26 protein-coding genes and 1 tRNA gene are annotated in these 24,334 nt (G+C 42.5%); 2 read left to right on the plus strand and 25 right to left on the minus strand.

What is annotated here, in order from left to right; genetic code table 11:
- Positions 1-4 precede the first annotated feature (4 nt).
- From MHH46_RS31655 to rpsF, 9 genes are all read right to left on the minus strand, one after another.
- Complete coding sequence (locus MHH46_RS31655; protein ID WP_170914153.1) at positions 5-307, minus strand: MazG-like family protein; 303 nt, start codon at positions 305-307, stop codon at positions 5-7.
- A gap of 223 nt (positions 308-530) precedes the next feature.
- Complete coding sequence (locus MHH46_RS31660; RefSeq protein ID WP_036677795.1) at positions 531-956, minus strand: CBS domain-containing protein; 426 nt, start codon at positions 954-956, stop codon at positions 531-533.
- Between the two features lie 194 nt (positions 957-1,150).
- Positions 1,151-2,176 (minus strand): LCP family protein, encoded by a 1,026-nt coding sequence (locus MHH46_RS31665; RefSeq protein ID WP_076099795.1) that lies wholly within the window; start codon positions 2,174-2,176, stop codon positions 1,151-1,153.
- Between the two features lie 322 nt (positions 2,177-2,498).
- A complete protein-coding gene (locus MHH46_RS31670) occupies positions 2,499-3,443 on the minus strand; it encodes a D-alanyl-D-alanine carboxypeptidase family protein (RefSeq protein ID WP_036677789.1) in 945 nt (314 codons plus the stop codon).
- 84 nt (positions 3,444-3,527) lie between these two features.
- A complete protein-coding gene (gene opp4A / locus MHH46_RS31675; protein WP_076191470.1) occupies positions 3,528-5,246 on the minus strand; it encodes an oligopeptide ABC transporter substrate-binding protein in 1,719 nt (572 codons plus the stop codon).
- A 193-nt stretch (positions 5,247-5,439) separates the two neighbouring features.
- Complete coding sequence (locus MHH46_RS31680) at positions 5,440-7,389, minus strand: endonuclease MutS2 (protein ID WP_076191468.1); 1,950 nt, start codon at positions 7,387-7,389, stop codon at positions 5,440-5,442.
- A gap of 509 nt (positions 7,390-7,898) precedes the next feature.
- A complete protein-coding gene (gene rpsR / locus MHH46_RS31685; RefSeq protein WP_036651767.1) occupies positions 7,899-8,171 on the minus strand; it encodes a 30S ribosomal protein S18 in 273 nt (90 codons plus the stop codon).
- 21 nt (positions 8,172-8,192) lie between these two features.
- Positions 8,193-8,699 (minus strand): single-stranded DNA-binding protein, encoded by a 507-nt coding sequence (gene ssb / locus MHH46_RS31690; RefSeq protein WP_036677780.1) that lies wholly within the window; start codon positions 8,697-8,699, stop codon positions 8,193-8,195.
- Positions 8,700-8,747: 48 nt separating this feature from the next.
- The gene (gene rpsF / locus MHH46_RS31695) at positions 8,748-9,032 is read right to left on the minus strand and encodes a 30S ribosomal protein S6 (RefSeq protein WP_036677776.1); all 285 of its coding nucleotides are present in this window, start codon (positions 9,030-9,032) and stop codon (positions 8,748-8,750) included.
- 217 nt (positions 9,033-9,249) lie between these two features.
- On the opposite strand from rpsF, the gene MHH46_RS31700 reads away from it, so the two are divergent.
- Positions 9,250-9,447: a YjzC family protein gene (locus MHH46_RS31700; RefSeq protein ID WP_036677774.1), complete on the plus strand. Its 198-nt coding sequence runs from the start codon at positions 9,250-9,252 to the stop codon at positions 9,445-9,447.
- Between the two features lie 367 nt (positions 9,448-9,814).
- Here MHH46_RS31700 and MHH46_RS31705 read toward each other — a convergent pair.
- The 4 genes from MHH46_RS31705 to MHH46_RS31720 all read right to left on the minus strand — a co-directional run bounded on the left by MHH46_RS31705 (position 9,815) and on the right by MHH46_RS31720 (position 11,471).
- Positions 9,815-9,905: transfer RNA gene (locus tag MHH46_RS31705), tRNA-Ser, on the minus strand.
- A gap of 43 nt (positions 9,906-9,948) precedes the next feature.
- Positions 9,949-10,161, minus strand: a complete 213-nt coding sequence (locus tag MHH46_RS31710; protein ID WP_036677772.1) for a DUF951 domain-containing protein — start codon at positions 10,159-10,161, stop codon at positions 9,949-9,951.
- Positions 10,161-11,204, minus strand: coding sequence for a mechanosensitive ion channel family protein (locus tag MHH46_RS31715; RefSeq protein WP_076191465.1), 1,044 nt, complete (start codon positions 11,202-11,204; stop codon positions 10,161-10,163). The genes MHH46_RS31710 and MHH46_RS31715 overlap by 1 nt, the downstream gene beginning before the upstream one ends.
- Before the next feature lie 21 nt (positions 11,205-11,225).
- Positions 11,226-11,471 (minus strand): DUF3343 domain-containing protein, encoded by a 246-nt coding sequence (locus MHH46_RS31720; protein WP_076124321.1) that lies wholly within the window; start codon positions 11,469-11,471, stop codon positions 11,226-11,228.
- Positions 11,472-11,590: 119 nt separating this feature from the next.
- Between MHH46_RS31720 and yyaC the strand changes: the two genes are divergently transcribed.
- The gene (yyaC, locus tag MHH46_RS31725; protein WP_076191462.1) at positions 11,591-12,199 is read left to right on the plus strand and encodes a spore protease YyaC; all 609 of its coding nucleotides are present in this window, start codon (positions 11,591-11,593) and stop codon (positions 12,197-12,199) included.
- On the opposite strand, the gene MHH46_RS31730 is transcribed toward yyaC, so the two are convergent.
- The 12 genes from MHH46_RS31730 to rpmH all read right to left on the minus strand — a co-directional run bounded on the left by MHH46_RS31730 (position 12,171) and on the right by rpmH (position 23,659).
- Positions 12,171-12,671, minus strand: coding sequence for a DUF4446 family protein (locus tag MHH46_RS31730; protein WP_076191460.1), 501 nt, complete (start codon positions 12,669-12,671; stop codon positions 12,171-12,173). The genes yyaC and MHH46_RS31730 overlap by 29 nt on opposite strands.
- A 36-nt stretch (positions 12,672-12,707) precedes the next feature.
- The gene (locus MHH46_RS31735; protein ID WP_076191457.1) at positions 12,708-13,853 is read right to left on the minus strand and encodes an aminotransferase class V-fold PLP-dependent enzyme; all 1,146 of its coding nucleotides are present in this window, start codon (positions 13,851-13,853) and stop codon (positions 12,708-12,710) included.
- Positions 13,854-14,050: 197 nt separating this feature from the next.
- Positions 14,051-14,893, minus strand: a complete 843-nt coding sequence (locus tag MHH46_RS31740) for a ParB/RepB/Spo0J family partition protein (protein ID WP_036677764.1) — start codon at positions 14,891-14,893, stop codon at positions 14,051-14,053.
- Positions 14,886-15,647 carry a ParA family protein gene (locus MHH46_RS31745; protein WP_036677762.1) on the minus strand — a complete coding sequence of 254 codons (762 nt, stop codon included), beginning with the start codon at positions 15,645-15,647 and terminating at the stop codon, positions 14,886-14,888. The genes MHH46_RS31740 and MHH46_RS31745 overlap by 8 nt, the downstream gene beginning before the upstream one ends.
- Positions 15,648-15,825: 178 nt before the next feature.
- Positions 15,826-16,641 carry a nucleoid occlusion protein gene (gene noc, locus MHH46_RS31750; protein WP_036677760.1) on the minus strand — a complete coding sequence of 272 codons (816 nt, stop codon included), beginning with the start codon at positions 16,639-16,641 and terminating at the stop codon, positions 15,826-15,828.
- Positions 16,642-17,055: 414 nt separating this feature from the next.
- A complete protein-coding gene (gene rsmG, locus MHH46_RS31755; RefSeq protein ID WP_076181706.1) occupies positions 17,056-17,781 on the minus strand; it encodes a 16S rRNA (guanine(527)-N(7))-methyltransferase RsmG in 726 nt (241 codons plus the stop codon).
- 3 nt (positions 17,782-17,784) lie between these two features.
- A complete protein-coding gene (mnmG, locus tag MHH46_RS31760) occupies positions 17,785-19,671 on the minus strand; it encodes a tRNA uridine-5-carboxymethylaminomethyl(34) synthesis enzyme MnmG (protein WP_036677754.1) in 1,887 nt (628 codons plus the stop codon).
- Between the two features lie 39 nt (positions 19,672-19,710).
- Positions 19,711-21,087, minus strand: coding sequence for a tRNA uridine-5-carboxymethylaminomethyl(34) synthesis GTPase MnmE (gene mnmE, locus MHH46_RS31765; RefSeq protein ID WP_076124328.1), 1,377 nt, complete (start codon positions 21,085-21,087; stop codon positions 19,711-19,713).
- Between the two features lie 110 nt (positions 21,088-21,197).
- Entirely contained in the window at positions 21,198-21,932 is a 735-nt protein-coding gene (jag, locus tag MHH46_RS31770) for an RNA-binding cell elongation regulator Jag/EloR (protein WP_036677749.1), read from the minus strand.
- The gene (locus tag MHH46_RS31775; RefSeq protein WP_036677747.1) at positions 21,929-22,798 is read right to left on the minus strand and encodes a YidC/Oxa1 family membrane protein insertase; all 870 of its coding nucleotides are present in this window, start codon (positions 22,796-22,798) and stop codon (positions 21,929-21,931) included. Before MHH46_RS31775 ends, jag begins: the two co-directional genes overlap by 4 nt.
- An 86-nt stretch (positions 22,799-22,884) precedes the next feature.
- Complete coding sequence (gene rnpA / locus MHH46_RS31780) at positions 22,885-23,235, minus strand: ribonuclease P protein component (protein ID WP_036677842.1); 351 nt, start codon at positions 23,233-23,235, stop codon at positions 22,885-22,887.
- A 289-nt stretch (positions 23,236-23,524) separates the two neighbouring features.
- A complete protein-coding gene (gene rpmH / locus MHH46_RS31785; protein ID WP_036677745.1) occupies positions 23,525-23,659 on the minus strand; it encodes a 50S ribosomal protein L34 in 135 nt (44 codons plus the stop codon).
- Positions 23,660-24,334: the final 675 nt, after the last annotated feature.

Here is a 24,334-nt window from a genome sequence, read left to right on the forward strand (position 1 = left end):
GTATTCACCTCTTACGCATATGTTCTTCTAAAGCAGATATATCTTGGTACCAATCTTCCAGTTGATGCCCTTCCTGCTTGTGCTTTCTAAGCTTCTCCAGTAGCAAGTCATCTAAAGAACGATAAGGAATCCCTAGTCTGCGGCCCAAAATATAAGAGCTCATAATCAAGCTAGCCAGACTGTCACCGACACGGGTAGTACTGCCTTCCCATAACGCTTTAAATAACCTTGAAACTTGATCAATCACTTCGGTTTTCAGCCATTCAATTACCTTGGCGCGCTTGGCTACATCCAGATCCTTCGGCACATTGGGCACGTCTCTCTACCTCCGGCAAAAAGCTTTATTCTCCATTATAGCATAAAAAATTCGGTGTCACACTGGACGCCCCGCGCCCCTTAAGTATGCTTCAATCCATACTGACTATGCCTCTTTTTGGAGAGGAGCTTTCTTTAAAAAAGACCCGCATTCCGTTATCGCCGGAAATACAGGCCTTGTTCCGATAGCTTCTATAACCGCGAATACACTGGGACTATAATGATTCCTGTGATTGTCTTGTTACAAATTTCTCGCAATATTCTATGACTTGACTCCGGCGAACAATTCCAATAAACCGGTTCATATCATCGACCACAGGTACAAAGTTCTGCACCTTAGCCAAATTAATTAGATCTTCCATATCCGCATCAATCGAGACCGGCTTGTTATTCATACGTAATGGAACGTCCTTCAGCAAAAATTTTGAAGCGTTCTCAAACGAAACCTTACCCTCCGACTCTTTCATGTACCAGAGCAGATCACCTTCCGTTACCGTGCCAGCATACTCTCCATTACGGTTAAGAATCGGGACTGCTGTATAGCGGTGAAACTCCATCCTCTCAAGCGTTTGGCGCAGCGTAGAATCGAGCGTTACGCAGGCCACCTCCTGTTTCGGAAGTAAAAAAAATGCAATATTCATCTCTTGATCCTCCTCAAAGAGTTCCGAAGGAATTACGGTTCTTTAACTTCCTTTTACTGCCATGCCAATGTGATTATACGTAGCAGCTAAATAATAGTTCCAACTCATTATAACATGAAGACAGTAAGCAGCAGCCATGAGAATGTTTATGGCTGCTGCAATTTATTTATATGAGTTTAGCTTTCCAATTAGAATTACTGCGTAACTGCTGTTGCTTTGGGCTCGAGTGCATTACTTGCTTTTCCCGGCTCAATCAGTTGATCTACAGGTGTTCCTGCATTCATCCAATTATCAATCAGCGCCTTAGCTTCGCGCAAGTCCTCTTCATCAACGATATCATAATAAAGTCCGTCAATACGTTTTCCTTCGCCCATTACCGTAAAGCTTGAGATATCCATATCTTTGCCGCCCATAAATTTCTTGGCCAGACTAATAATCATTGAAGGCTCAATATCAGTCTTAAAATTATCGCCCATAATATCCAGCAGCTTAGGAATATTGCCGATTTGGCTGATCGATAACATTTTATTAGCTACGACATCAATAAAAACCTGTTGGCGTTTGGTCCGGTTAAAGTCACTATCTTCACGGTAGCGTGTATAGTTGAGTGCTTCTTGACCGTTATAATTCGACTTTCCACCCTCGATCGTAAACTTTTCATGGTCCTTACCCTTGTTTACAATATCCTTCTTGATTGGCAGCGGAACGCCTCCAATAGCATCAACGGCATCCTTGAGCCCTTGAAAGTTAATGGTGGCATAATACTGAATATCATGCTCCAGCAGTGCTTCCAGAGTATCCTTAGCCATTTGCTGCCCACCAAAAGCATAAGCATGGGTAATCTTATCTTTTTTATTATCGTTATGCCCAATAATCTCGGTATACGTATCACGTGGAATAGAAATAAGCAGAATTTTGTAATCCTCAGGGCGAACAACAGCATACATCATAGTGTCTGAACGTGCGGTTTCATTGTCGCGTTGATCAGTCCCGAGCAGCATCAGCGAGAATGGATCGCTTTTGTATACAACCGGCTCTGGCTTAACCTTATTCTCATCCTTAAGTGGCTGGTAAGATTCTTCTTTCAGCTTGCTTTCTACCCGATCGGACAAAAAGAGGTCAAAGGCTAATACGGCCAAAGAATTCCGAAACAGAAAGCCTCCCGCTATAACAACGACGAGAACAATTAGCGCAATGTATCTTTTCTTTATTTTTTTCATCTTTGATTCCTTCTTTATTGTAGAATAATTACACATACCATATATTTACAATGCCTCCTGATCGTTCTCAGGCAGTCATGGTTTTATTTCTCTCGGCGGCGAATTTACTGTCCCTTATTCCATTATCTTATTGTCCCCCCTTTCAGGAAATTCGGGTCATTCTAAATTATAGAAAAAAGTTTTTTTGCGTTTCTAAAATAATATGGGATAAAACAATATTTCTATTGTAATCACTAAATGGATAAAAAGAAACAACAAATACCGACATGAATAGGGAAAAAGCACCATACCAAGTAATAATTACTGGTATGATGCTCCAAATTTAACTTCGAATTCCAAGGGCATGTATAATATGTTTTACCCGTTCTCCATAATGTAAACCGCGGAAAAACCCATAATCGAACAATTTAGCAGCACCCTCAAATCGGCTGCCATAGGTCTCTGCCCCCATAACGACCGCAATAAGCCGGTGCCCCTCTCGCTGGGCTGATCCCGCAATACAATATCCCGTCTGGCTATCATATCCAGTCTTCAACCCATCTGCTCCATCGTATGCGTAAGCGCCGCCCATACCTGGAAGCATAAGGTTGCTATTACTAACATATAACCCTTTATCCTTTAATTGCATCTGTGTACGACCGGAAATATTCAGTACATCAGGATGATTATGGATTAGCGCAGCTGCCAATTTGGCTGTATCCCTCGCTGTCATCATCGTCTGGCCACCGATATGCGTAGGCTGACGAATGATACCAAGATCCTTGCTCGACAATCCAGAGGCGTTGGTAAATACAGTATTAGGAGATAAACCTAAACTACGTGCTCTATCATTCATCATAAGTACAAAAGAATCCTCTGATCCTGCCATATATTCTGCCAATGCAACTGCAGCATCATTAGCAGAATAGATGGTGATGCCTTCGAATAGCTCCCTTACTGTATAGAAATCTCCTCGTTTTAATGAGAGACTCATACCTCCCATTTGACTGGCGTAAGCACTAATAGGGACTCTATCCTCCCACCTAAGGGTTCCAGAGGTTATGTGATCCAGCACAATCATTTCAGTCATTAATTTAGACACACTGGCCGGTGGCATAGGCACATCGCCGTTGATATTAACCCATATATCTCCACTATCCATATCTAGCAGCACTGCTGAACCCGCGTCAATATCCGGTTTAAAGCCCAGCTCGATAGGCCTCCACACCGTAATTAAGACAACGACTATCAAAGCTGCACCAGCCCATATCAATATCCGTCTCTTCATCGTTGTCATCCTCCATAATATATATGACGAATGAAACAGCAATTTGATTTCACTTTTTGCGTAATTTTTTTTATTTTTTTTAATTTAGTCCTTTATCCACCATTTATTAGGCTCAATTATGGAGCCCAAAGAGTCAACACGCACACCTTGTAGACGTTTATTGACAGCAGTAATGCTTTCTCTTTCTGCAAAAAAGATCATTGGAACCTCTTCATTCACTAGCTTCTGCCATTCATAATAGATTTGTTGTCGATAATCTCTATCATATGCCTTCATACTTGTGCCATCGCGAATCAATTCTTCATTCCGCTCCGAGGACCAACGTGGGTAGTTCCACAAATCATTCTCCCTCCAGAGACCTGAAGGATCAGGATCATTAGCTAATCCCCATACCCCGTTAAACAACTCAATGGACGGATCATCAGCCTCTACTGCTTCATAGAAGGTATTGAGCTCTTTTAACGCCCCACCATTAAGCTGCACATCGAGTCCCACATTTCGCCAATCCTCCAGAATAGCAGCAGTTCGTAACTCCGCTGAATGACTGCCTAGCATAGAATCATAATGAATAACTAACTTTTCTCCTTTTTGATCCTCACGCAGCCCATCTCCATCAACATCTACAAAACCAGCCTCATCAAGCAGCTGCTTCGCTTTTTCCGGATCATAGGGATACGTGTTAATCTGACTGTCAGGGATCTTCGCCCAGCTTGCACTGGAAACCGGAGTTTCTATAGGCTTGCCTAACCCATGAGAAAATGATTGAATGATCCCCTCCCGATCAAGTGCATAATACATCGCCTGACGTAATCTTTTATCCGCAAATTTAGGGTTATCCATTACGATTTTTTCAGCTTCACTATCCCAATACCCAAATTTAAACCCTATATACTCATAAGCAAGCTCATTTGATTGTAAAATATTAATATTATCGAGTTCGCTCAGCTTTTCATAAGTATCTCGTGGGGCATTCTCTATATCAATTACGCCTTGTTCAAACAGGCTGATGATTTCCTTGTCATCAAATACCTTATACAACACACCATCCAATAAAGCCTTACCTTTATAGTATTGATCAAAGCGCTTCATCTCGACCCGCTGGCCAGGTTCAATAAGGCTCACCTCAAAGGGGCCAATCCCAATCGGATTTTTTCGCATCTGATCACTCTCAGGCATATCCTTAACAGCGACTCCAGTATAATATTTTTTATTCATCGGATACGGCCATAGATTATCAATCGTATTTACGCGGGCAGCTGTCATTGTTATTTTCAAAGTATAAGGATCTATAACCTTAAGACCTGTTATATTCTTCGCCTCACCTTTATGATAGGCTTCTGCACCTTGAATCATTTCCACACTATAATAACGCGATCCGGTGTAGTCTGGACTAGCAATAGTCTCCATCGCAAATTTCCAGTCCTCTACGGTCAGTTCATCTCCATTATGCCAACGGATTCCCGGTTTAATTTTAAAGGTAAATATTCTATGATCCTCGGACTCCTGCCAAGTGGCGATATTAGGAACCGTTGATAAATCATCATCTATCGTAAACATGGCCTCAGTAATAAACTCCAGCACATGAAAGTCATCTTCACCTTCATAAAAAGCAGGCTCAAAGAAGCCCATAAACGGCGATGAGTATCCATAAGTAACTACTCCGCCAGTCTGTGGCTTTTCGACCACCTCATTGTGATGTAAAGATAATGAATTACTGCTGGTACCTGCTCTGCTGCATGCTGACAATACAGTAGTCATCACGAGCATTGTTAACAAGAACCCGCATATCTTCTTATTCTTCATGTGTTCCTTCCCTTCTCTAGTTGAACGTATATCTACATATAAGCTATGGAATAAATATTTACTGTAACAAAGTTTTAGAATGGTTACAATAACTTCTAAGCTTTAGGCCTATACTCCTGCTTGAATTTACGCATATTTCATAGTATTTATAAAAAAAGAGGGACCTACCTCATAGGCAGATCCTTTTATTACATTATTCTTCATCCTTATGCGTAATTCTCAGGCCTTCGACATGCTTACGCTGCATCAATTTCCGCTTTTTACGGGTATCCTTGCTCTCAAAAATTATATCAAAGTCATATTCCTCAGGATATAGCTCATCTTTGGATAGATATGGCTTTAAACGTTTATGATTAATCCGCATTTTTTGCTTCTGGATCATCACTCCGACCATTCCTAAGTGATCTTTTTTCTCATAAACAATGCCTATCCGCCCCAGTGAAGTTACAAGGACGGCATCACCAATTTCATATTGGGTCTGCTTCTCCTTATCGCTCAGTGATTCCGCAGACTTTTCTTCTTTTTCAAAATCCTCTATAACAGGTGCAGTCTTCCCTTTCTCCCCCTCTTTGCTAAAAAGACTTGCCCATGCCGACCCATCACCTTTCTGCAGCCTTTGCTGCTGCGCCTCAACGATCTCCCACGAACGCTTGATAACGTTATCCTGGATACCCAGCTTTTTGGCAATTTGCAGAGCGTAACTCTCCCCCGCTTCTCCGATAGTCAGACGATACAACGGCTGCAGCGTTTCTTTGTCGAATTCCATTCGTGCATTTTGAAAACCGGCTGTCGCAGCGGCAAAGGCTTTTAGCTCATTAAAATGGGTTGTGACGATAATATTGGCCCCTTTACGGCTCAGCTCTTCCAGAATGGCGATTGAGAGGGCGATTCCTTCACCAGGGTCTGTACCTGCCGCCAGCTCGTCAATGAGCAGCAGCACCCCTTTAGAGGCATCTCTCAGCATTCCCTCAATACTCTTCATTTGTGCCGAAAATGTACTCAGTGATTGGGCCAAACTTTGTCCGTCTCCGATTACACTGATCACATCCGTAAAGACCGTAAACTCACTCCCCTTCTCGACCGGAATCAACAGCCCGGATTGAGCCATGAGGGTCAGCAGCCCGAGGGTCTTGAGCACCACCGTTTTCCCGCCTGTATTTGGACCTGTAATGATTAGGGATCTATATCCCTTCCCTATCTCCAGGCTAATTGGAATCATGCCCTGCAGCATGGGATGTCTGCCTCCGTTCATCCTTAGAAAACCCCTATCATTTAGAGTAACCTCAGATGCTCCCAGCGTTCGTGCATATTTTGCTTTGGCAAAAATAAAATCATAGGTACCTGTAACCTCGATATTTAGGCGCAGTGCAGTTTGTTCCTGTTCTACCATGCTGGTCAGCATACTGAGGATCACAGCTTCTTCACGCGCCTCTTCTCCTAATAACAAATCCAGCTCAATCTGCATGGAGGCGATCTCATCTGGTTCGATGAACACCGTCTGTCCACTTGTGGATTGATCAAGTACCGATCCCTTTATTTGCTTATGATACTCCCGCTTTACGGGGATAACGTAACGTCCACCACGCTGACTATAAATATTCTCTTGCAAAATCGATTGATGGCGCGACATGATCCCGTCAATTTTTTTATGAAGACGTTCTTTAGCTACGCCAATCCGTTTACGAACCCGCTCTAACCCCTTACTAGCTCCATCATCAATCGCCCCAAAGCGGATACAACGATCAATTGCTTCCCGCACATGATTTAATTCCAGCAGCGAGGAAGCATAAGCAGCAATCCGGGGAGCACTTTGCTCTTTAGAAGCCATATATTTGCGCAATTGACTACAGCTCTTTAGAAATGTAGCCACTGCAGTGAAGTCTTGCTCACTGTACAAATATCCAGTCCCCATTAGTGACATGATCCACTCAATCCCCTCCAATGAAGGAATCGGTACACTGGACCCCCGCTCGAGCAGTTCTTTAGCTTCAGACGTTTCCTCCATCGCTCTTTGAATCGAAGGTAAATAGGTCATAGGCATAAGCTCTTCTACAGTTTTCTTTCCTACATAAGATACCGCATGACGGCTAAGCTCGGTTTTAATAATTTCGTATTCCAACGTGTTTAGACTTTGTAAATTCACAGCAAATCCTCCTTATTGATCTAACTTTTTTGGAACTAAATCTCCCTAACGCAAAAAGGACAAAGAATGCCACTATGGCAGTCCTTGCCCTTCTTTTTGAGCTATTGTTCTCTGGCGTCTTAAGGTCCCCATAAAAGCCAGGGTGGCCGAAAAACAAAAAAACCGTGCTCTAAGAGCACGGTTAATTACAAAGAGAACAACAGCCGTAAAGAGGCCATATGACGCTTCGTGTGTTCTTAACTAAATCATCCACTGTTAGGAACAACAGACCTCTGCGCGAAACGAACTCAAATAGAGCACGTAAACGCCAAAAGACGAGCCTGCTAAAGCTTTCCTAATCCAGTGTTATGAAATTGCTAGTTAAGAACGGTCACCAACATCAATATTTCCCCTTTTGTTATAGGATAGCTGTAATTTAACACATTCCAGATGGAACGTCAACGTAATCCACACGCTGGCTTTTCACAACAAAAAAGCAGCCGGTTTCCCGACTGCTTCTATAAAACGTCCTATTCCGTTGTGTAAGGAAGCAACGCGATTTGACGCGAGCGTTTTACAGCAATGGTAAGAGCGCGTTGGTATTTTGCACTTGTACCCGTTACACGACGTGGCAAAATCTTTCCACGTTCGCTGATGAACTTCTTAAGAAGTTCAGTATCTTTATAATCAATGTGAGTAATCTTGTTCACAGTGAAAAAGCAAACTTTTTTACGCTTGTTGCGTCCACCACGACGTGCTGGTCTTTTGTCGTTGTCAGCGCCTTCTCTTGGTTTAAAAGCCATATTCTTTTCAGTCCTTCCTAATTAAAATGGCAAATCATCATCCGATATATCAATCGGTTTACCATCGCCCGAAAAAGGATCTTGAGTATTGTTGTTACGCGAGAAATTATTGTTGTTATTTCCGCGTCCAGCGTTACCACCGCCACCATATGCTGGCTCTTCAGGCATACTACTTGCACCACTTGAAGTATTTCCACCTTCACGGCTTTGTGAAGATTCCAGGAAACGAACATTATCAGCAATAACTTCAGTTACGTATACACGTTTACCTTCGTTATTCTCATAGTTCCGCACTTGGATGCGTCCTTCCACTGCTGTCAGACGACCTTTGCGCAAATAATTGGCACAGGTTTCTGCTAGCTGTCTCCAGGTAACAACCGGGATGAAGTCTGCCTCACGTTCACCGTTCTGGCCCGTAAAGTTACGATCTACGGCAAGCGTAAATTGAGTTACGGCAACACCAGCGGGAGTATAACGAAGTTCCGGGTCACGGGTCAACCGTCCGATCAAAATGATACGGTTCAACAATTCTGGTCCCCTCCTTTAGAGCGATTCATTACAAAGCTTGTCAAGATCTTAAGCAACGTCGTTCGTAATGAGATAACGAATAACTTCGTCAGAAATCTTCATAAGACGTTCTAATTCAGTAACTACTGCAGGTTCTGCATTGAAGTTAACCAAAACATAAACGCCATCACGGAATTTCTTGATCTCATACGCAAGACGGCGTTTACCTTGCACTTCGTGCTTTGTAATTTCCCCGCCATTGGAGATGATGCCTTGGAATTTATCGACTGCTGCTTGAACAGCTTCTTGTTCAATGTCAGGACGAATAATGTACATCACTTCATATTTGCGCATAATTTTCACCTCCTTATGGTCTGAGGCCCCTAATCACGTCAGGAGCAAGGAACGAGCACAAACATAGACTCGCACCTGATTAATATACCAAAACGAGCAGCAGAGTGCAAGCAATATTAATACCGGACAACCTTCCACCCTCTTTTTACATGAAAAAAACCCTACCTGCGCACAATAATCGGTGAATTCATCTGCACTTAAGGAAGGAGCGATAATGATGGGCGAAAAGACAGAATATGAAAAAGGCGACAAGGCCCCCAATCCAGGCATGTATACAGAGGTAGGTGAAGCGCGAAGCTTCCATACCGAAATTCAGAATCCACAGCATATTAAAATGGAAAAAGGAGACACCTTCCCCGAGACCAGTAACAAAAATCGGAAGTGGAAAAAGGTTGAAAAAGCACGTGTACATTAAATAAAAATAAATGTGTATAAAAAAAACGACATTACACATACTATACTCAGGCAGTACAAAAGAGAGGTGTGGTTCCGTTGGCCGTCGTAGACGAACACAATCACAGGATATCTGATTCAGCATCTATTGTTAGCTGGGAATAGTAGTGGGTTATTGTCTAAAAAGCAGTAACCTCAGCAACGCCTAAATCACTTTAGTCGCTATATACAGAGAAATTCCAACATCATTGATGTACTGCCTCTTGAAGAAGGACCCGAAAGGGCCCTTCTTTTTGCATGTTATGATCTTTTGCAAACAGCTCAGTGGACACAAAAAAACCTCCGTTACAGGAACGAAGGATTCATTAAAATGTTATATTATGCTGAAGTGGCGGAGAGGGTGGGATTCGAACCCACGCACGCTGTGACACGCCTAACTGATTTCGAGTCAGCCCCCTTGGGCCTCTTGGGTACCTCTCCGCAGCAAAAATAATTGTATCATGCAGACATGCCATTTGCAAGCTTAATTATTGTCTGTATTTCCCTCTGCAGAACGCAGTACCTTCTTCATATTCTTCTCGAATTTCGCCCGGGGAATCAGAACACTATGCTGACATCCTGTACACTTAATGCGGATATCCATCCCCATACGAATGATCTCCATCTCATTAGAACCGCAAGGGTGCTGTTTCTTCATCTGTACAATATCTCCAAGCTGAAAAACTTTACGTTCCACTACCCTTCCCCCTTTTTCCCCTCTTGTGTAGCTGCGATTTGGCGTCTTGATCCAGTGTCAGGCGTATCCGATACTTCCTGCTCATTTTCTGTTTTTGCCAGTTCAATTTCAGCCTTTGCTTCTTCTTCTTCTGCCTTCAAACGCGCTTCCTCTTCGGCTTGAGCAGCTTGGGCCTGCTCTAGACTGCTTAGTTTCTCTAGTGCCTGCTTAATATCATTCTGAATCTGTCTCTCCGCAACCTCTTTTGCATTAGGTAAACAGCTAGCCGCTATACGAATTACATATTCCGAAGTACTCATGGACTGTATACCGAGCACATTAGGATAAGCAAGAACATTAGAGTTACGCTCTTCTATTCCTTTTAGCGCTTCTCCAATCAAACCTAGCGTGGCCTCCAAGCTCCGCTCCATTTTTACAGGAACATCAACTACAGCCAATGCATTCGAGAGAGAATAATTGGTTACGTTCGTGATTAATCCATTCGGGATAATAAATACTTCTCCAGTTGTGCTTAACAGTCTGGTTGTTCGCAGTCCGATTAATTCTACCGTTCCTTTATAGGTCCCCGTTTGAATTACATCACCCACTGCAAATTGATCCTCTAAAATAATAAAGAAACCTGTAATAACATCCTTCACCAAACTTTGTGCCCCAAAACCCACTGCTAGACCAAGCACACCCGCTCCAGCCAACAATGGTGCCAAATCGAAGTGGAACTCAGAAAGCACGAGCATGATCATCACAAAATTACAGATAACTGTCACTACATTTTTCATCAATTCCCCAACCGTAGTAAACCTTCGTGTGTTGGACAGAAGTCTGCCACCGGTTTTACGCTCAAGCGAACGATCAATAATATTAGAAACAATTTTAATAATAACCCGGGTTAAGAGAAAAATAACAAGAATCCGTAGACCCGCAAATAATACATCCGCCCACATATCAGCATCGGTAAACCAATTCCACACCTTATCTTTAAAGCGAATGGCATCTTTTAATGTATCCGCACCGGGTGTATCAGCCTCCAGTATCCACATATTCATCGCATGTACTCCTCCCTACCCCTAAATCAGTATGTAGTTCTCGTTGTGTTTTCCGTAGATGCCGCGTATTTCTATTTCCTGCTCAACTATAATTCTTTTTACCTCTTCCAGCGCATTTTGAAAAAACTGAATTGAAATTGCACAGCCTGCGGTGATCTCCTTCGGAGTTGGAAATATATCAATTTCTATTTCAGCATACTCAAGCAGCATTTCAGCACGAAGCGCCTGCTGGGTGGAGTCAAACGCTATTAACATCTCATCCTGCATATACGTCAAGCCTCTCCATAGGTTTATCGTCCTATCTCTTGCTGCTGGAGTATAAAACCCCTCTTCTATCCATATACTAGATACCAACAAATAGAATCACCTTTAGAAAGGAAGATGGTATGAACTCCTTATCCAAGGCTACAGCAGCGCAAGAAACGTCCTGTTTAAAAATATCACATACAGATCCCGATATCTATTCCGCAATTACTCATCGGCTACTTTTTCACTTTTCACGCACGCGTCCAGAGACTCAAATTATCGTCATCTGTGTAGGCACTGATCGCTCCACCGGAGATTCTCTCGGTCCTCTTGTTGGTACTGCCTTATCCCGTTTTCATAGTCCATTGTTTCATTTATACGGTACCCTTGAAGAACCGGTTCATGCCGTCAATCTTGAAGAGACTTTGTCTCTAATTAATGAGAAATATAATAACCCGTTTGTCATCGGAATAGATGCCTGCTTAGGTCACTCTACTAGTGTTGGCTGCATCCAAGTCGTTGAAGGTCCCCTCAGACCAGGAGCTGGCGTAAATAAACAATTGCCGCCGGTTGGAGATATCCATTTGACTGGAATCGTTAATGTCGGCGGCTTTATGGAGTATTTCGTATTGCAGAATACACGGCTAAGTCTAGTCATGCGATTATCTGATATTATCGCTACAAGTCTATATTCTGCTTTAAAACAATGGAACCTGCATGCTACTTCTGCTGCAACGCGAGAGTTATAACTTCTTTTTCTTCAGGCGATAAGGCATATTGTGATTCCCCATTTTGCATAGGCTTGGAGTAAATATATGAGTTCTCACGATTATGAAGGCTGGTTAATACAATGCCACTGCTATCGTCATCCAGAAAAGCCACCGAGAAGCTCAAATCATTACCACGTTCACCGAAGGCATTATAACGCTTCAGAGCGATATTTGACTTCATGCCGCGGATTTTGACTTGGGTAGCTTCTATCAACGCTTTTTGCTCACGTTGTTCTTCTTCCAGCATGTCGCTTTGGTTCTTCAGATCAACCAGAAGGCCTTCCAGATCCTCCACACCGCTTCCTGCCATCATGGCCTCATATTTGCGCCGTATAGTCCGCAGCTTAGCTCCCTGGGCGATTACAGTCACTATCAATACTAGCATAATTACTACGAAACCAAACACAAACCACTGCAACTGTTCATTAATTAATTGATTCATTTCAGACATGAATGGACCATCCTTTTTATTTATCTGCTGCGGGCATCAGCCATATAACTCATCCATAGCAGCTAGCATTCTGCTTATATTATGCTCTGTTGTATCTACGCCTACACTCGCCCGAACAGCACCACTTTCTAGTGTATCAACAGCCTTATGTGCCAGTGGGGTACAATGCATACCCGCTCTGACGGCTATTTTATACTCACGATCTAGACGGTGGGCTATATTCGCCGATTCTTCCCCATCCACTACAAACGACACAATTCCAGTTCTCGGAGCCCCTAATGTGGGCCCTAATAGTTTAATGTTTGGAATATGGGACAAGCCCTCCATCAGCAGTTGAGTCAGCTTCCACTCTCTTTCGTGGATAACGTTTGTCCCTATCGATTTTACCTTTTGAACACCGGCTAGTAAACCAGCAATTCCTACCGCATTTTGCGTTCCCGCTTCATACCGATCTGGGCGAACAGAGGGTTGTTCACTATTCTCAGATTGACTGCCTGTCCCTCCATGCATTAAGGGCTCAAGATCCAATTCAGGTGATATATAGAGCCCACCAGTCCCTTGTGGTCCAAGCAATCCTTTATGCCCAGGAAAAGCTAATAAGTCAATATTCATCTTTTTCACATCAATATCAAGCGAGCCTGCACTTTGAGCAGCATCCACTAGAAATATAGCACCCTTTGCTTTAGCTAGATCTCCGATTTCACCAATGGGAAGTATACTACCTAATAAGTTGGAGCTATGATTACAAATTACCATTTTAGTGTTTGGTCGAAACGTTTTGCCCAATTCGTTCAAATCCAATTGCCCTGCTCGATCCACCCTCAGATAATCAACACTTATCCCCAGTGACTTACGCAAATATTCCAAAGGTCTCCGCACAGAATTGTGTTCAGTCATTGTAGAGATTACATGATCCCCTGCTTTGAGCGTACCTCTAATCGCCATATTTAATGCCATCGTAGTGTTTTGGGTAAACGCTATGTCTTGTGCATTAGAAACCCCAAACAACTCCGCCAGCAAACTCCGGGCTCTCACCAACACCCGTCCGCTTCCCATGGCCAGCGAATAATTCCCTCTGCCAGCATTTGCTCCCGACTGCAAAGCATTCATCATCGCAGCTGCCACCTCTGGAGGTTTAGGCCAGGACGTAGCCGCATGATCCAAATATACGAAGTCTTCCATAACCCCGCTCCTCGTCTCATACTCTTTTTCATTAAGAAGAAACAACGTTGTCGCCCTTTATTGATAATAACCTTATCTGAAGAAAATATAAGGATAATATTCAGCTGCACTTTATACATCCTTATATTTTGAAAAAACATACCCCTACTCATCCGATTACGGATAGCTCAGGATATGTTCTTGGCATAGATACCCATTTAGTTACCCAATAATTCTAACAATCTTTCTAAGTCCTGCGCACTGTAGTAATTCAGTTCAATCTTCCCTTTTTCCTTACCTTGTTTTATCTTAACCGTTGTTTTAAACCGTTCACGTAATACTTCCTCTACATTATCAATATAGGGATCACGTTTAACAACTTTAATCTTCGTACCGTTCGTTGGCTTTCGATCCAGATTTTTCACTGTTTCTTCAAGCTCTCTTACGCTCCATTGCTGTTCCACGCATTGTTCAGCCAATTGTTTAATAACTTCCGGATCTTTCAGGGCAACAATAGCTCGTGCATGTCCCATAGACATTGTTCCACGTGAAACATATTCTTTTACTTCTTCCGGTAAAGTAAGCAATCTTAGGAAGTTAGCGATGTGTGATCTGGACTTTCCAACTTTAAGTGATAGCTCTTCTTGTGTGAGTGAAAATTGATCCATCAAACCTTGATAAGCAACTGCGATTTCCATTGCGTTTAAATTTTCACGTTGCAAGTTCTCAATCAGGGCGATCTCCATTACCTGTTGATCACTTAGATTTCTTACGACTGCTGGAATCGTAGGTTTACCACAATATTGCGAAGCCCGGAATCTGCGTTCCCCGGCAATGATTTCATACCCCTTCAAAACACTCCGTACAATGATCGGTTGAATCACGCCATGTTGTCTGATGGACTCAGCCAATTCCTGGATTGCTTCTTCATTGAAATCCTTGCGTGGTTGATAAGGGTTAGCCCGTAATTGAGCTAATGGGATTTCTACTACCTTATCATCTTCATTAATAGATAAAGAAGGAATCAGAGCATCCAGACCTTTTCCTAAACGTTTACTCATAAGAAATCACTTCCTTTGCCAACTCTAAATACACTTCTGCTCCCTTTGAGCGAGGATCATAAGTAATAATGGATTGTCCATGAGACGGTGCCTCACTTAAGCGGACATTCCGAGGAATGATAGTTCTGTAAACTTTTTCCTGAAAATACTTTTTAACCTCTTCGATGACTTGGATCCCTAGATTCGTACGGGCATCCAACATGGTTAATAGTACTCCCTCTATTTTTAAATGCGGATTAAGATTTTTTTGTACTAGACGCACGGTGTTTAAAAGCTGACTCAACCCTTCGAGCGCATAATATTCACATTGAATCGGAATGATTACCGAATCAGCAGCTGTAAGGGAATTGATCGTCAAAATCCCAAGGGATGGAGGACAATCAATGATGATATAGTCATAATTATTTTTAACCGCATTTAGGGCTTTTTTCAATTTCAACTCTCTGGAAATCGTTGATACTAATTCGATCTCCGCCCCCGCTAATTGAATGGTTGCCGGGATGATGTGCAGTCCTTCATTTTGAGTTTCAAGTATCGTTTCTAGAGGATTTACTTCATTAATGAGAATGTCATATATACAATTCGCTACGTCCGCCTTGTTGATGCCAACGCCGCTGGTAGTGTTACCTTGAGGATCGATATCAACTAGAAGCACTCTTTTTCCTAATGTAGCCATACCGGCACCTAGGTTCACAGAGGATGTTGTTTTACCGACACCGCCTTTTTGATTTGCTATGGCAATAATCTTGGACACTAATTTCACCTCGAATAGTTAGGAAGAATCTTCTCGTAGATCGCAAGTACAAACGGCCAAACTATGTTACTTTATATGAGCTAAAACTCTAAAATGCAGGACTGAGCAATACATCCTGGTTTAAGTCACACAAAAGGCGGCCAATCACTTTAAGGCCGCCTTCAGCTTTTGAAACAATTTATCTTTTGGGGATCTGGATTACAATCTCGTAATGGTCACCACGGTCATTTTCTGACGTTTTGATTTCCATACCTGAGCCTGACACCATATCAATAGATTGACGAATTGTATTAAGAGCTAGACGAACATCCTTGGTATAGGAGACCCGTTTTGACTTTTTAGTTTGCGAAACTTGTTTATAGAAAGCAATACGAGCTTCCGTCTGTTTAACATTTAATCCTTTTGCAATAATCTCTGCCAAAACTTTTAATTGCATTTCCACACTATCCAGTGATAAGAGTGAACGCGCATGTCTTTCGGAAATCTGACGTTCCATCAACGCTGTCTTAACCTCTTCAGGTAAGTGGAGTAAACGAATCTTATTCGCAATAGTCGACTGACTCTTGCCTAAGCGTTGTGCTAAGCTTTCTTGTGTTAATTGATGAAGATCAATTAACTTCTGATAAGCGACAGCTTCTTCTATGGAGGTCAAACCTTCACGCTGTAGATTTTCTATGAGCGCAATAGATGCAGCCTGAGAATCATTGAACTCACGGACAATAGCAGGGATCGTCTCTAAACCAAGCTTTTTAACTGCCCGCCAGCGCCGTTCACCTGCGATGATCTCATATATGGAATCTCGCATACGTACAACAATAGGCTGAATGACACCATGAGTTTTAATTGTCTGACATAACTCATCAATTTTGTCATCATCGAATATAGTCCGTGGTTGGTAAGGACTGCTAACGACCTCATGAACTGGTATTTGTTTGATTTCTTCTCCGCTGCTCCGCTCGTTAAACCCAAATAGCTTGGTAAATTGTTCTTTCATTCCGTTCATAACCACCTAATTTCGTTATAGTACGATCTTCTTGACCTTCTTCACGGAAAGCATATCGTACAGCAATCTAAAACATTCTGATATTATGGAATTACCTGTAATGAACAGGCATCATAATCTCTCCTTCTTTCGAACAAGAGTACAGAGAAGGAGTTATATACAAAATTAAAGTCTACTATGCTATTCTATCACTTTTCTCCACATAATCATATTCTCCGTAAAGACCTATTTTTCCTGCATTTTTACAGGTGCAACAACCAAATCAGCTTATAAATCTAATTTTCATCTAATTTGATATTTATCGATTTTTGTTATCATCATCTTCATAAAAAAAGAGCATTCCCTTTGTTCAAAGAGAATGCTCCTAAAGGAACTTTGAGTATCGGCAATGTTTCACGTGAAACATTATTTCATCAATGGCATTTTGGCAGGAATTCCCGCTTTTCTTGGGTATTTAGCTGGTGTTGCTCCTGTCTTCCGGATCATAACAATATGTCGATCCGACTCCTCCACTGGTAAGCTGAACGACTCCACTTTGCTGAGTTCAGCACGAAGCTCTTTTAAGCTGTACTTAGCTTCGCTTAATTCCTCTGAAGGATCGCTGCCCTTCATTGCAGCGAACACCCCATCTTTGCGTGTGAAGGGAAGACAAAATTCATTCAATAAAGACAGTCTTGCTACCGCACGTGCTGTAACCAAATCATAGGCATCACGATGAGTGAACTTGCGCGCGACATCCTCTGCCCGCCCATGGATCAATTGTACATCAGTTAATCCCAATGTCGTACTTACATGCTGCAGAAATGAAATTCGTTTATTGAGCGAATCAACAATCGTTAGCTTCAAATGAGGAAAACATATTTTAAGTGGGATTCCTGGAAACCCAGCTCCTGAACCGATATCTGCGAGATTGGTGATCTCGTTAATATCAAGGAAAAAAGCTAATGAAATAGAATCATAGAAATGCTTCGTATATACCTGCTCTCGCTCAGTTATACCCGTGAGATTCATTTTTTCATTCCAGGTTACGAGTTCATTATAATACAGATCAAATTGTGCTAACTGTTCTGCTGTAAGGGATATGCCTCGTTCCTGTAATAGTTGTGTGAATTGAACTTCCGTATTATCCATAGCTTATCCTTTCGCCGCGGTTACCCGGTTGTAATGCTCAAGATATACAAGAAGAATGGAAATATCAGCAGGTGTAACTCCCGCAATCCGAGAAGCCTGCCCGATAGAGATCGGGTGAATCTTAGTCAGCTTCTGCCGCGCTTCCATCGCTAATCCATGGATTTCATTATAATTAATGTCATCTGGAATTTTTTTCTTCTCCATCTTTTGCAGGCGCTCCACATGTTGAAGTTGTTTTTCTATATATCCGGCATATTTAATTTGGATTTCTACTTGCTCCTTCATTTCTGCATCCAGCATCTCTGGTGATGGTGATACTTGATCAACAAAACTATATACAAGCTCTGGGCGCCGCATCAGAACAAGCAAATTACTGCCATCTACAATAGGTGCCGATTCATATTGCGCTAGTACTTGGTTTACATCAACAGGTTTAACCTTTGTTTCTTGCAGACGAACAATTTCACGCTCCACCCGTTCTTTCTTATCTGTGAAGTTATCGAAACGCTCCTGTGTGATCAAACCAATGTCATAACCGATAGGTGTAAGTCTTAGATCTGCATTGTCATGGCGAAGCAACAAACGATATTCTGCACGTGAAGTAAGCAGACGGTAAGGTTCATTCGTTCCCTTAGTCACGAGATCATCAATGAGTACACCAATGTATCCCTGTGAACGATCTAGGATTACGGGTTCTTTGTCTTGCACTTTGCGTGCTGCATTAATTCCAGCCATAACCCCTTGGCCTGCTGCTTCCTCATAACCGGAAGTGCCATTGATTTGTCCAGCAGTGAACAGACCTGGAAGACGTTTGGTTTCAAGAGATGGCCATAGCTGTGTAGGAACCATTGCATCATATTCAATAGCATAGCCGTTACGCATCATCTCTACCTTTTCCATACCAGGAATGGAACGTAAGATAGCTAGCTGTACATCCTCAGGAAGACTAGTGGACAGACCTTGTACATAGTATTCCGATGTATTTTTTCCCTCTGGCTCTAAAAAGATCTGATGCTTAGATTTATCACTGAATCTTACGACCTTATCTTCTATAGAAGGGCAATAACGTGGGCCAGTTCCTTCGATAATACCTGTGAACATCGGCGCACGATGAAGGTTATCATTAATAATCTGATGAGTAACCTCAGAGGTATACGTTAACCAACAAGGAAGCTGTTCGTTATCGGATGATTTCGTTTCGAACGAAAAGAATTTCGGTTCATCGTCCCCTGGTTGAATTTCTGTCTTAGAGAAATCGATCGTATCACGATGTACACGTGGTGGAGTACCTGTTTTAAAACGAACCAATTCAAACCCAAGCTCCCGTAAGTTCTCAGAAAGCTTCACGGATGGCTGTTGATTGTTAGGTCCACTTTCATATGTTAGCTCACCCATAATCACTTTACCACGCAGGTAAGTACCTGTTGTCAGGATAACAGTCTTACTATGGTATTCGGTTCCGGTCTTCGTAACTACACCTACACAACGTCCATCCTCAACGATTAAACGCTCAACCATCCCTTGACGAAGTGTCAAATTAGGCGTTTTCTCCATAGTTTCCTTCATTGTATGTTGATAAAGGAATTTATCAGCTTGTGCACGTAAAGCATGTACTGCTGGTCCTTTACCTGTATTCAGCATACGCAGTTGAATGAATGTCTTATCTATATTGCGGCCCATTTCTCCGCCAAGCGCATCAATTTCACGCACTACATGTCCTTTGGCAGGTCCGCCTATGGACGGATTGCAGGGCATGAATGCAACCATATCCAGGTTAATTGTGATCATTAACGTACTGCAACCCATCCGGGCTGCAGCCAGTGCTGCTTCACAGCCAGCATGACCAGCGCCAATGACGATAACGTCATAGTTGCCTCCATCATAACTCATGTCCTGTTTCCCCCTTGAAATTATATTAAATCGTGAATCTTATTTTCCTAAACAAAATTGTGAGAATATTTGGTCTAACAAAGAGTCAGCTGCAGTATCGCCAATTATTTCCCCAAGCTGTTCCCATGCGAGCCGTACATCGATTTGAATCATATCAATCGGTATATACTGTTCTGCAGCATCGTATGCGTCTTGAAGTGATTTATAGGCTTTTTTGAGCAGGGCTATATGTCTCACATTACTCACATATGTCAAGTCACCCGATTCCAGCTTTCCACCAAAAAAGAGTGTCGAAATGGCATCTTCAAGTTTGTCTAGACCTTCCTCTTCCAGAACGGACATCGGTACAATGTTAGACTCTTCAAAAAATGAGAGCAACTTATCCTTATCCAGTTTGGGCGGTAAGTCCATTTTATTCATGATTACTAGGCACTGTCTACCGTGGATTTGTTCCATCAATGCCAATTCATCCTCATGCAGCTCTTCATTAGCATTCAGCACAAGTAGAATCAGGTCGGCGTCACTAACTGCCGCTTTGGAGCGCTCCACCCCAATTTTCTCAACAACATCCATCGTTTCACGAATTCCCGCTGTATCGAGCAGCTTAAGCGGTATATTATTTATCGTTATAAATTCTTCTATTACATCACGTGTTGTTCCTGGAATATCTGTTACAATCGCTTTGTTATCACGCGCTAATGCGTTTAGCAATGATGATTTACCAACGTTCGGACGTCCGACAATAGCTGTCGTAATCCCTTCACGAAGTATTTTTCCTTCATTAGATGTCTTAAGCAGCTTTGTGATTCCCTCCATAACCTCACTGCTTTTATCTTTAATAAATTCAGCTGTCATGGATTCTACATCATGTTCTGGATAATCTATATTCACTTCAATATGAGCCAGCATCTCAATAAGTGTATGGCGTAAAGCATGAATTCGATCCGATAAGGATCCGCTAACCTGTTTTAAAGCTACAGAAAAAGCCCGGTCAGACTTAGAGCGAATCAGATCAATAACAGCCTCAGCCTGCGATAAATCGATACGTCCGCCCAAGAAAGCACGCTTGGTGAACTCCCCCGGCTCGGCTAACCTTATCTCCTGCTGCAGAAGTAAGTCCATCACTCTTCTTACAGAAATTACACCGCCATGAGCACTGATCTCTACTACATCCTCTGTCGTAAAAGAACGTGGTCCTTTCATAACGGTTACCAACACTTCTTCCATCTTCTCTCCGTTATCAGGACTGACGATATGTCCGTAATGAACGGTATGCGATTCCGCTTCAGTTAATGGAACTCGGCTACGAAATAATGGTGCCACTTGGGAAATAGCCTGTGGGCCACTTACCCGAATAATAGCAATTCCTCCCTCGCCTAATGCCGTCGATACGGCAGCAATGGTGTCACTAAGCATGCTGTTTTTCACCCCAAAACTTATATTTTTTTGAATAGAAACGTTCTTTTATTTTTAAAAAAACAATGACCCCTTACATTGGTCAAGGAGTCATTGCATCCATATAGTCTTTACTTCAAGGTTATAACGACGCGGCGATTTGGCTCTTCGCCTTTACTGAGGGTACTCACTTGCCGGTGATCCTGTAACCTGGAGTGGATAATCTTGCGCTCCTGAGGAGACATTGGCTCCAATACAACCTCTTTACGAGTGCGAATTACACGTCCGGCTAAACGATCAGCCAGCTCTTCAAGCGTTTTTTTACGGCGCTCACGGAAGTTCTCTGCATCTAACACAAGCCGTATAAAACTGTCGGAATAACGGTTAGCTACAATATTAGCCAAATACTGTAGAGCATCGAGAGTTTGTCCTCTTCTGCCAATTAACAGTCCCAAATCTGGACCGGAAATTTGCAGAATCGTGGATTCCTTGGTGTGGACGATTTCTACCTCCACTTCGAGCCCCATGCTCTTAGCGACATCCACAATGAAATGAACGGCTTCTTGGTAAGCTTCCTCCACCGGTTGTCCGGAATCTTGGCGTGGCACACCGCCGATGGCCTCCTGTTTGCTCTCTCTTGCTGACTGTTGAGGCAGTGACGGAGCACTCGCCGCTGATGCCGGTGCGGCTTCGGCTATCAAGGTTAGTTCAACCTTGGCACCTTTCGCACCGATCAATCCCAGGAATCCTCTTGATGGCTGCTCAAGTACGTTGACCGTTACCCGGTCCTTTTGAACTCCAAGCTGGGTTAGTCCCCGTTCTACAGCTTCTTCAATGGTTTTCCCTGTTGCGACGACTTTGCTCATTTTGACTTTTTGGCTCCCTTCGATGACTTGTTGCCGCCTTTGCTCTTCGGAGCAGGACTGGAGTCATCTGTACTTTTTACAGCACTTGCGATTGCCAATTTGTGTTTATCGTTGTTGCGGTATAAGAAGTAGTTCTGAATAATAGTGTAAAGGTTACTGTACACCCAGTATAATGGCAAGGCTGCAGGGAAGTTGTACGACATCACGAAGATCAGAACTGGATAGATCATCATCATGAACTGCATTGGCCCTTGTTGTTGCACTGGGTTCATTTTGGTCATCATTCTAGTTTGAATAAATGTTGTTAATGCTGCTAGCACTGGCAAGATAAACAGATGATCCGGTTTACCTAGCTCCAGCCACAAGAAGGTATGCTCCCGTAGATGTGGATTATAGTAGATCGAGTTGTAGAGAGCGATAAAGATAGGCATTTGTACGATCAGCGGTAAACAACCCGCCATTGGGTTAACCTTATTTTCTTGGAACAAACGCATTGTTTCTTGCTGCACCTTTTCAGGTGTGTCTTTATATTTTTTCTGGATCTTTTGGAGTTCCGGTTGAATGGCTTGCATTGCACGCGAGCTCTTCACCTGTTTAATAGTAAGCGGAAGAATCAACGTGCGGACAATAATAACCATCACAAGTACGGCTAAACCATATTCTCCGTTAAACCAATCTGCAAACTTGTCCAAGGCAATGGCGAAATAATACACTACATTACTTTGCCAGAAGCCTCCATTCTTCAAATCCTCCGTAGTGTGCGTGACAGCAGTCGACGGAGCGCATCCCGACAGAACAGCTAACGACAACACCATTACCGTGATGAGGAGAAACCATTTTCCTCGTCTAGTCTTCATTAGAGACACTTCAAAACCCCTCTCTTAAACATTCCATTCCACCGTAAATCATACCATAATTATGAATACAAATAAACAAGCCTCTTAAGCACCCTTTATTTGCGGGAAGCCTTGAGTAGCTTGGCTTTACGAAGCACATGCAGCACACTTTTTTCGAGCTCTGCATACTCCATGGAAAGCGCTCCTTTTCTTACGATAAACACCATGTCTAAGCCACCTGCAATCTCAGGTTCATGGTGACGGACGATTTCCTTAACTAATCTTCTCATACGGTTACGGACAACCGCGTTTCCGACCTTTTTACTAACAGACACACCTACTCTAAATCGCTCTACCTCTTTTTTGCCAAACCAATACACTACAAATTGATGATTCGCAAATGACTTCCCATGGCGGTATACACGACTGAAGTCGGCACGGTTTCGTAAACGTAACTTTTTGTGCACGGGAATCTCCTTCATAAAAATCCGGTTTAAGTGTCCCTCCGAATTTTTTCTTCTAATAGTATAGGCATTTGCAAGCAGCCATAAACGACCACATTTGCTGTGCTGAAATTAAGCTTCTATATATAGTAGGAAAAATAATTTCAACTTCTCACAAAATATTTCTCAATATACGTTAAATAGCCCCGCAAAGTGTAGCTAGCGCATTAAGCGAGATCCTAGACTTTTGCAGAGCAATAATAATAAAAAGCAGTAAAAAAAGACCACCGCAGTGGTCCCTTAGTGGCCTAACTTACGCACTCAAAACTTTTCTGCCTTTCAAGCGGCGAGCTGCCAGCACTTTACGGCCGTTTTTCGTGCTCATTCTTTTACGGAAACCGTGAACCTTACTACGTTTGCTCACATTTGGTCTAAATGTCGGTCTCATAATTGCACCTCCCTTACAGGAACTTAATTACTGTCATATAAGCAGAAACGGACTAAGCCGTCCTTATAGTAGGGACAGTATCTACAGGAATTATCATTTTTATATATCGAGACATATCCTTACAGAAAACACCTTTATATATTTAAACATATTTTATGAGCAAAAGTCAACCTAGTAACCGGCTTGTTCCTCCCCCTCAAGCTCAGGTGTTTATCCACAACTCTCCCCAGGAAAAAAGTAATCCACAAGATATGACAGTTATCCACCTGTGATCAAAAAATAAAGTCGACTACTCACAGTTGAGCACAACCTGTGTATAAAATTATCGAACCTTTGGCGTAAAGTGTCGAACCGTAAACAAATTATCAACAATATGTAGTGGTGTTCCTAATAATTGTACACAAGTGCTTGAATTTGTGGATAAAATAGCCCTGCTCATTGAAAAATAAGGGGCGTTTTGCTATGATGGTATTACTTTTGAATGTGAATAGATTTGTTTGTTCTCTTAATTATCAACAAGCTGTGGATAAAGTTGTGAACAAATCAAATTTATCCATATTTTTTTGTCTCTTCATATTGCCTACTGGGGATAAATATCAGCACCAACCTATTTTCTTCGACATTTCCACTTCATGGCTGATGCCACATTTGGAAGATTTAAAGGAGTGACAGTCT

This window comes from Paenibacillus sp. FSL H8-0175, from assembly GCF_045040615.1.
In the GTDB taxonomy this organism is placed as follows: domain Bacteria; phylum Bacillota; class Bacilli; order Paenibacillales; family Paenibacillaceae; genus Paenibacillus_AQ; species Paenibacillus_AQ odorifer.

Excerpts from the sequence above, each read along its gene's own strand:
- opp4A (WP_076191470.1), bottom strand. The coding sequence starts at position 5,246 with ATGAAGAATAAGAAGATATGCGGGTTCTTGTTAACAATGCTCGTGATG.
- MHH46_RS31660 (WP_036677795.1), bottom strand. The coding sequence starts at position 956 with ATGAATATTGCATTTTTTTTACTTCCGAAACAGGAGGTGGCCTGCGTA.
- MHH46_RS31730 (WP_076191460.1), bottom strand. The coding sequence starts at position 12,671 with ATGTCTGAAATGAATCAATTAATTAATGAACAGTTGCAGTGGTTTGTG.
- MHH46_RS31715 (WP_076191465.1), bottom strand. The coding sequence starts at position 11,204 with ATGAATATGTGGATACTGGAGGCTGATACACCCGGTGCGGATACATTA.
- rpsR (WP_036651767.1), bottom strand. The coding sequence starts at position 8,171 with ATGGCTTTTAAACCAAGAGAAGGCGCTGACAACGACAAAAGACCAGCA.
- mnmG (WP_036677754.1), bottom strand. The coding sequence starts at position 19,671 with ATGAGTTATGATGGAGGCAACTATGACGTTATCGTCATTGGCGCTGGT.
- MHH46_RS31670 (WP_036677789.1), bottom strand. The coding sequence starts at position 3,443 with ATGAAGAGACGGATATTGATATGGGCTGGTGCAGCTTTGATAGTCGTT.
- rpsF (WP_036677776.1), bottom strand. The coding sequence starts at position 9,032 with ATGCGCAAATATGAAGTGATGTACATTATTCGTCCTGACATTGAACAA.
- MHH46_RS31720 (WP_076124321.1), bottom strand. The coding sequence starts at position 11,471 with ATGCAGGATGAGATGTTAATAGCGTTTGACTCCACCCAGCAGGCGCTT.
- MHH46_RS31735 (WP_076191457.1), bottom strand. The coding sequence starts at position 13,853 with ATGGAAGACTTCGTATATTTGGATCATGCGGCTACGTCCTGGCCTAAA.
- noc (WP_036677760.1), bottom strand. The coding sequence starts at position 16,641 with ATGAAAGAACAATTTACCAAGCTATTTGGGTTTAACGAGCGGAGCAGC.
- MHH46_RS31700 (WP_036677774.1), top strand. The coding sequence starts at position 9,250 with ATGGGCGAAAAGACAGAATATGAAAAAGGCGACAAGGCCCCCAATCCA.
- yyaC (WP_076191462.1), top strand. The coding sequence starts at position 11,591 with ATGAACTCCTTATCCAAGGCTACAGCAGCGCAAGAAACGTCCTGTTTA.
- rsmG (WP_076181706.1), bottom strand. The coding sequence starts at position 17,781 with ATGGATAATACGGAAGTTCAATTCACACAACTATTACAGGAACGAGGC.
- mnmE (WP_076124328.1), bottom strand. The coding sequence starts at position 21,087 with ATGCTTAGTGACACCATTGCTGCCGTATCGACGGCATTAGGCGAGGGA.
- MHH46_RS31665 (WP_076099795.1), bottom strand. The coding sequence starts at position 2,176 with ATGAAAAAAATAAAGAAAAGATACATTGCGCTAATTGTTCTCGTCGTT.
- rpmH (WP_036677745.1), bottom strand. The coding sequence starts at position 23,659 with ATGAGACCGACATTTAGACCAAATGTGAGCAAACGTAGTAAGGTTCAC.
- jag (WP_036677749.1), bottom strand. The coding sequence starts at position 21,932 with ATGAGCAAAGTCGTCGCAACAGGGAAAACCATTGAAGAAGCTGTAGAA.
- MHH46_RS31740 (WP_036677764.1), bottom strand. The coding sequence starts at position 14,893 with ATGAGTAAACGTTTAGGAAAAGGTCTGGATGCTCTGATTCCTTCTTTA.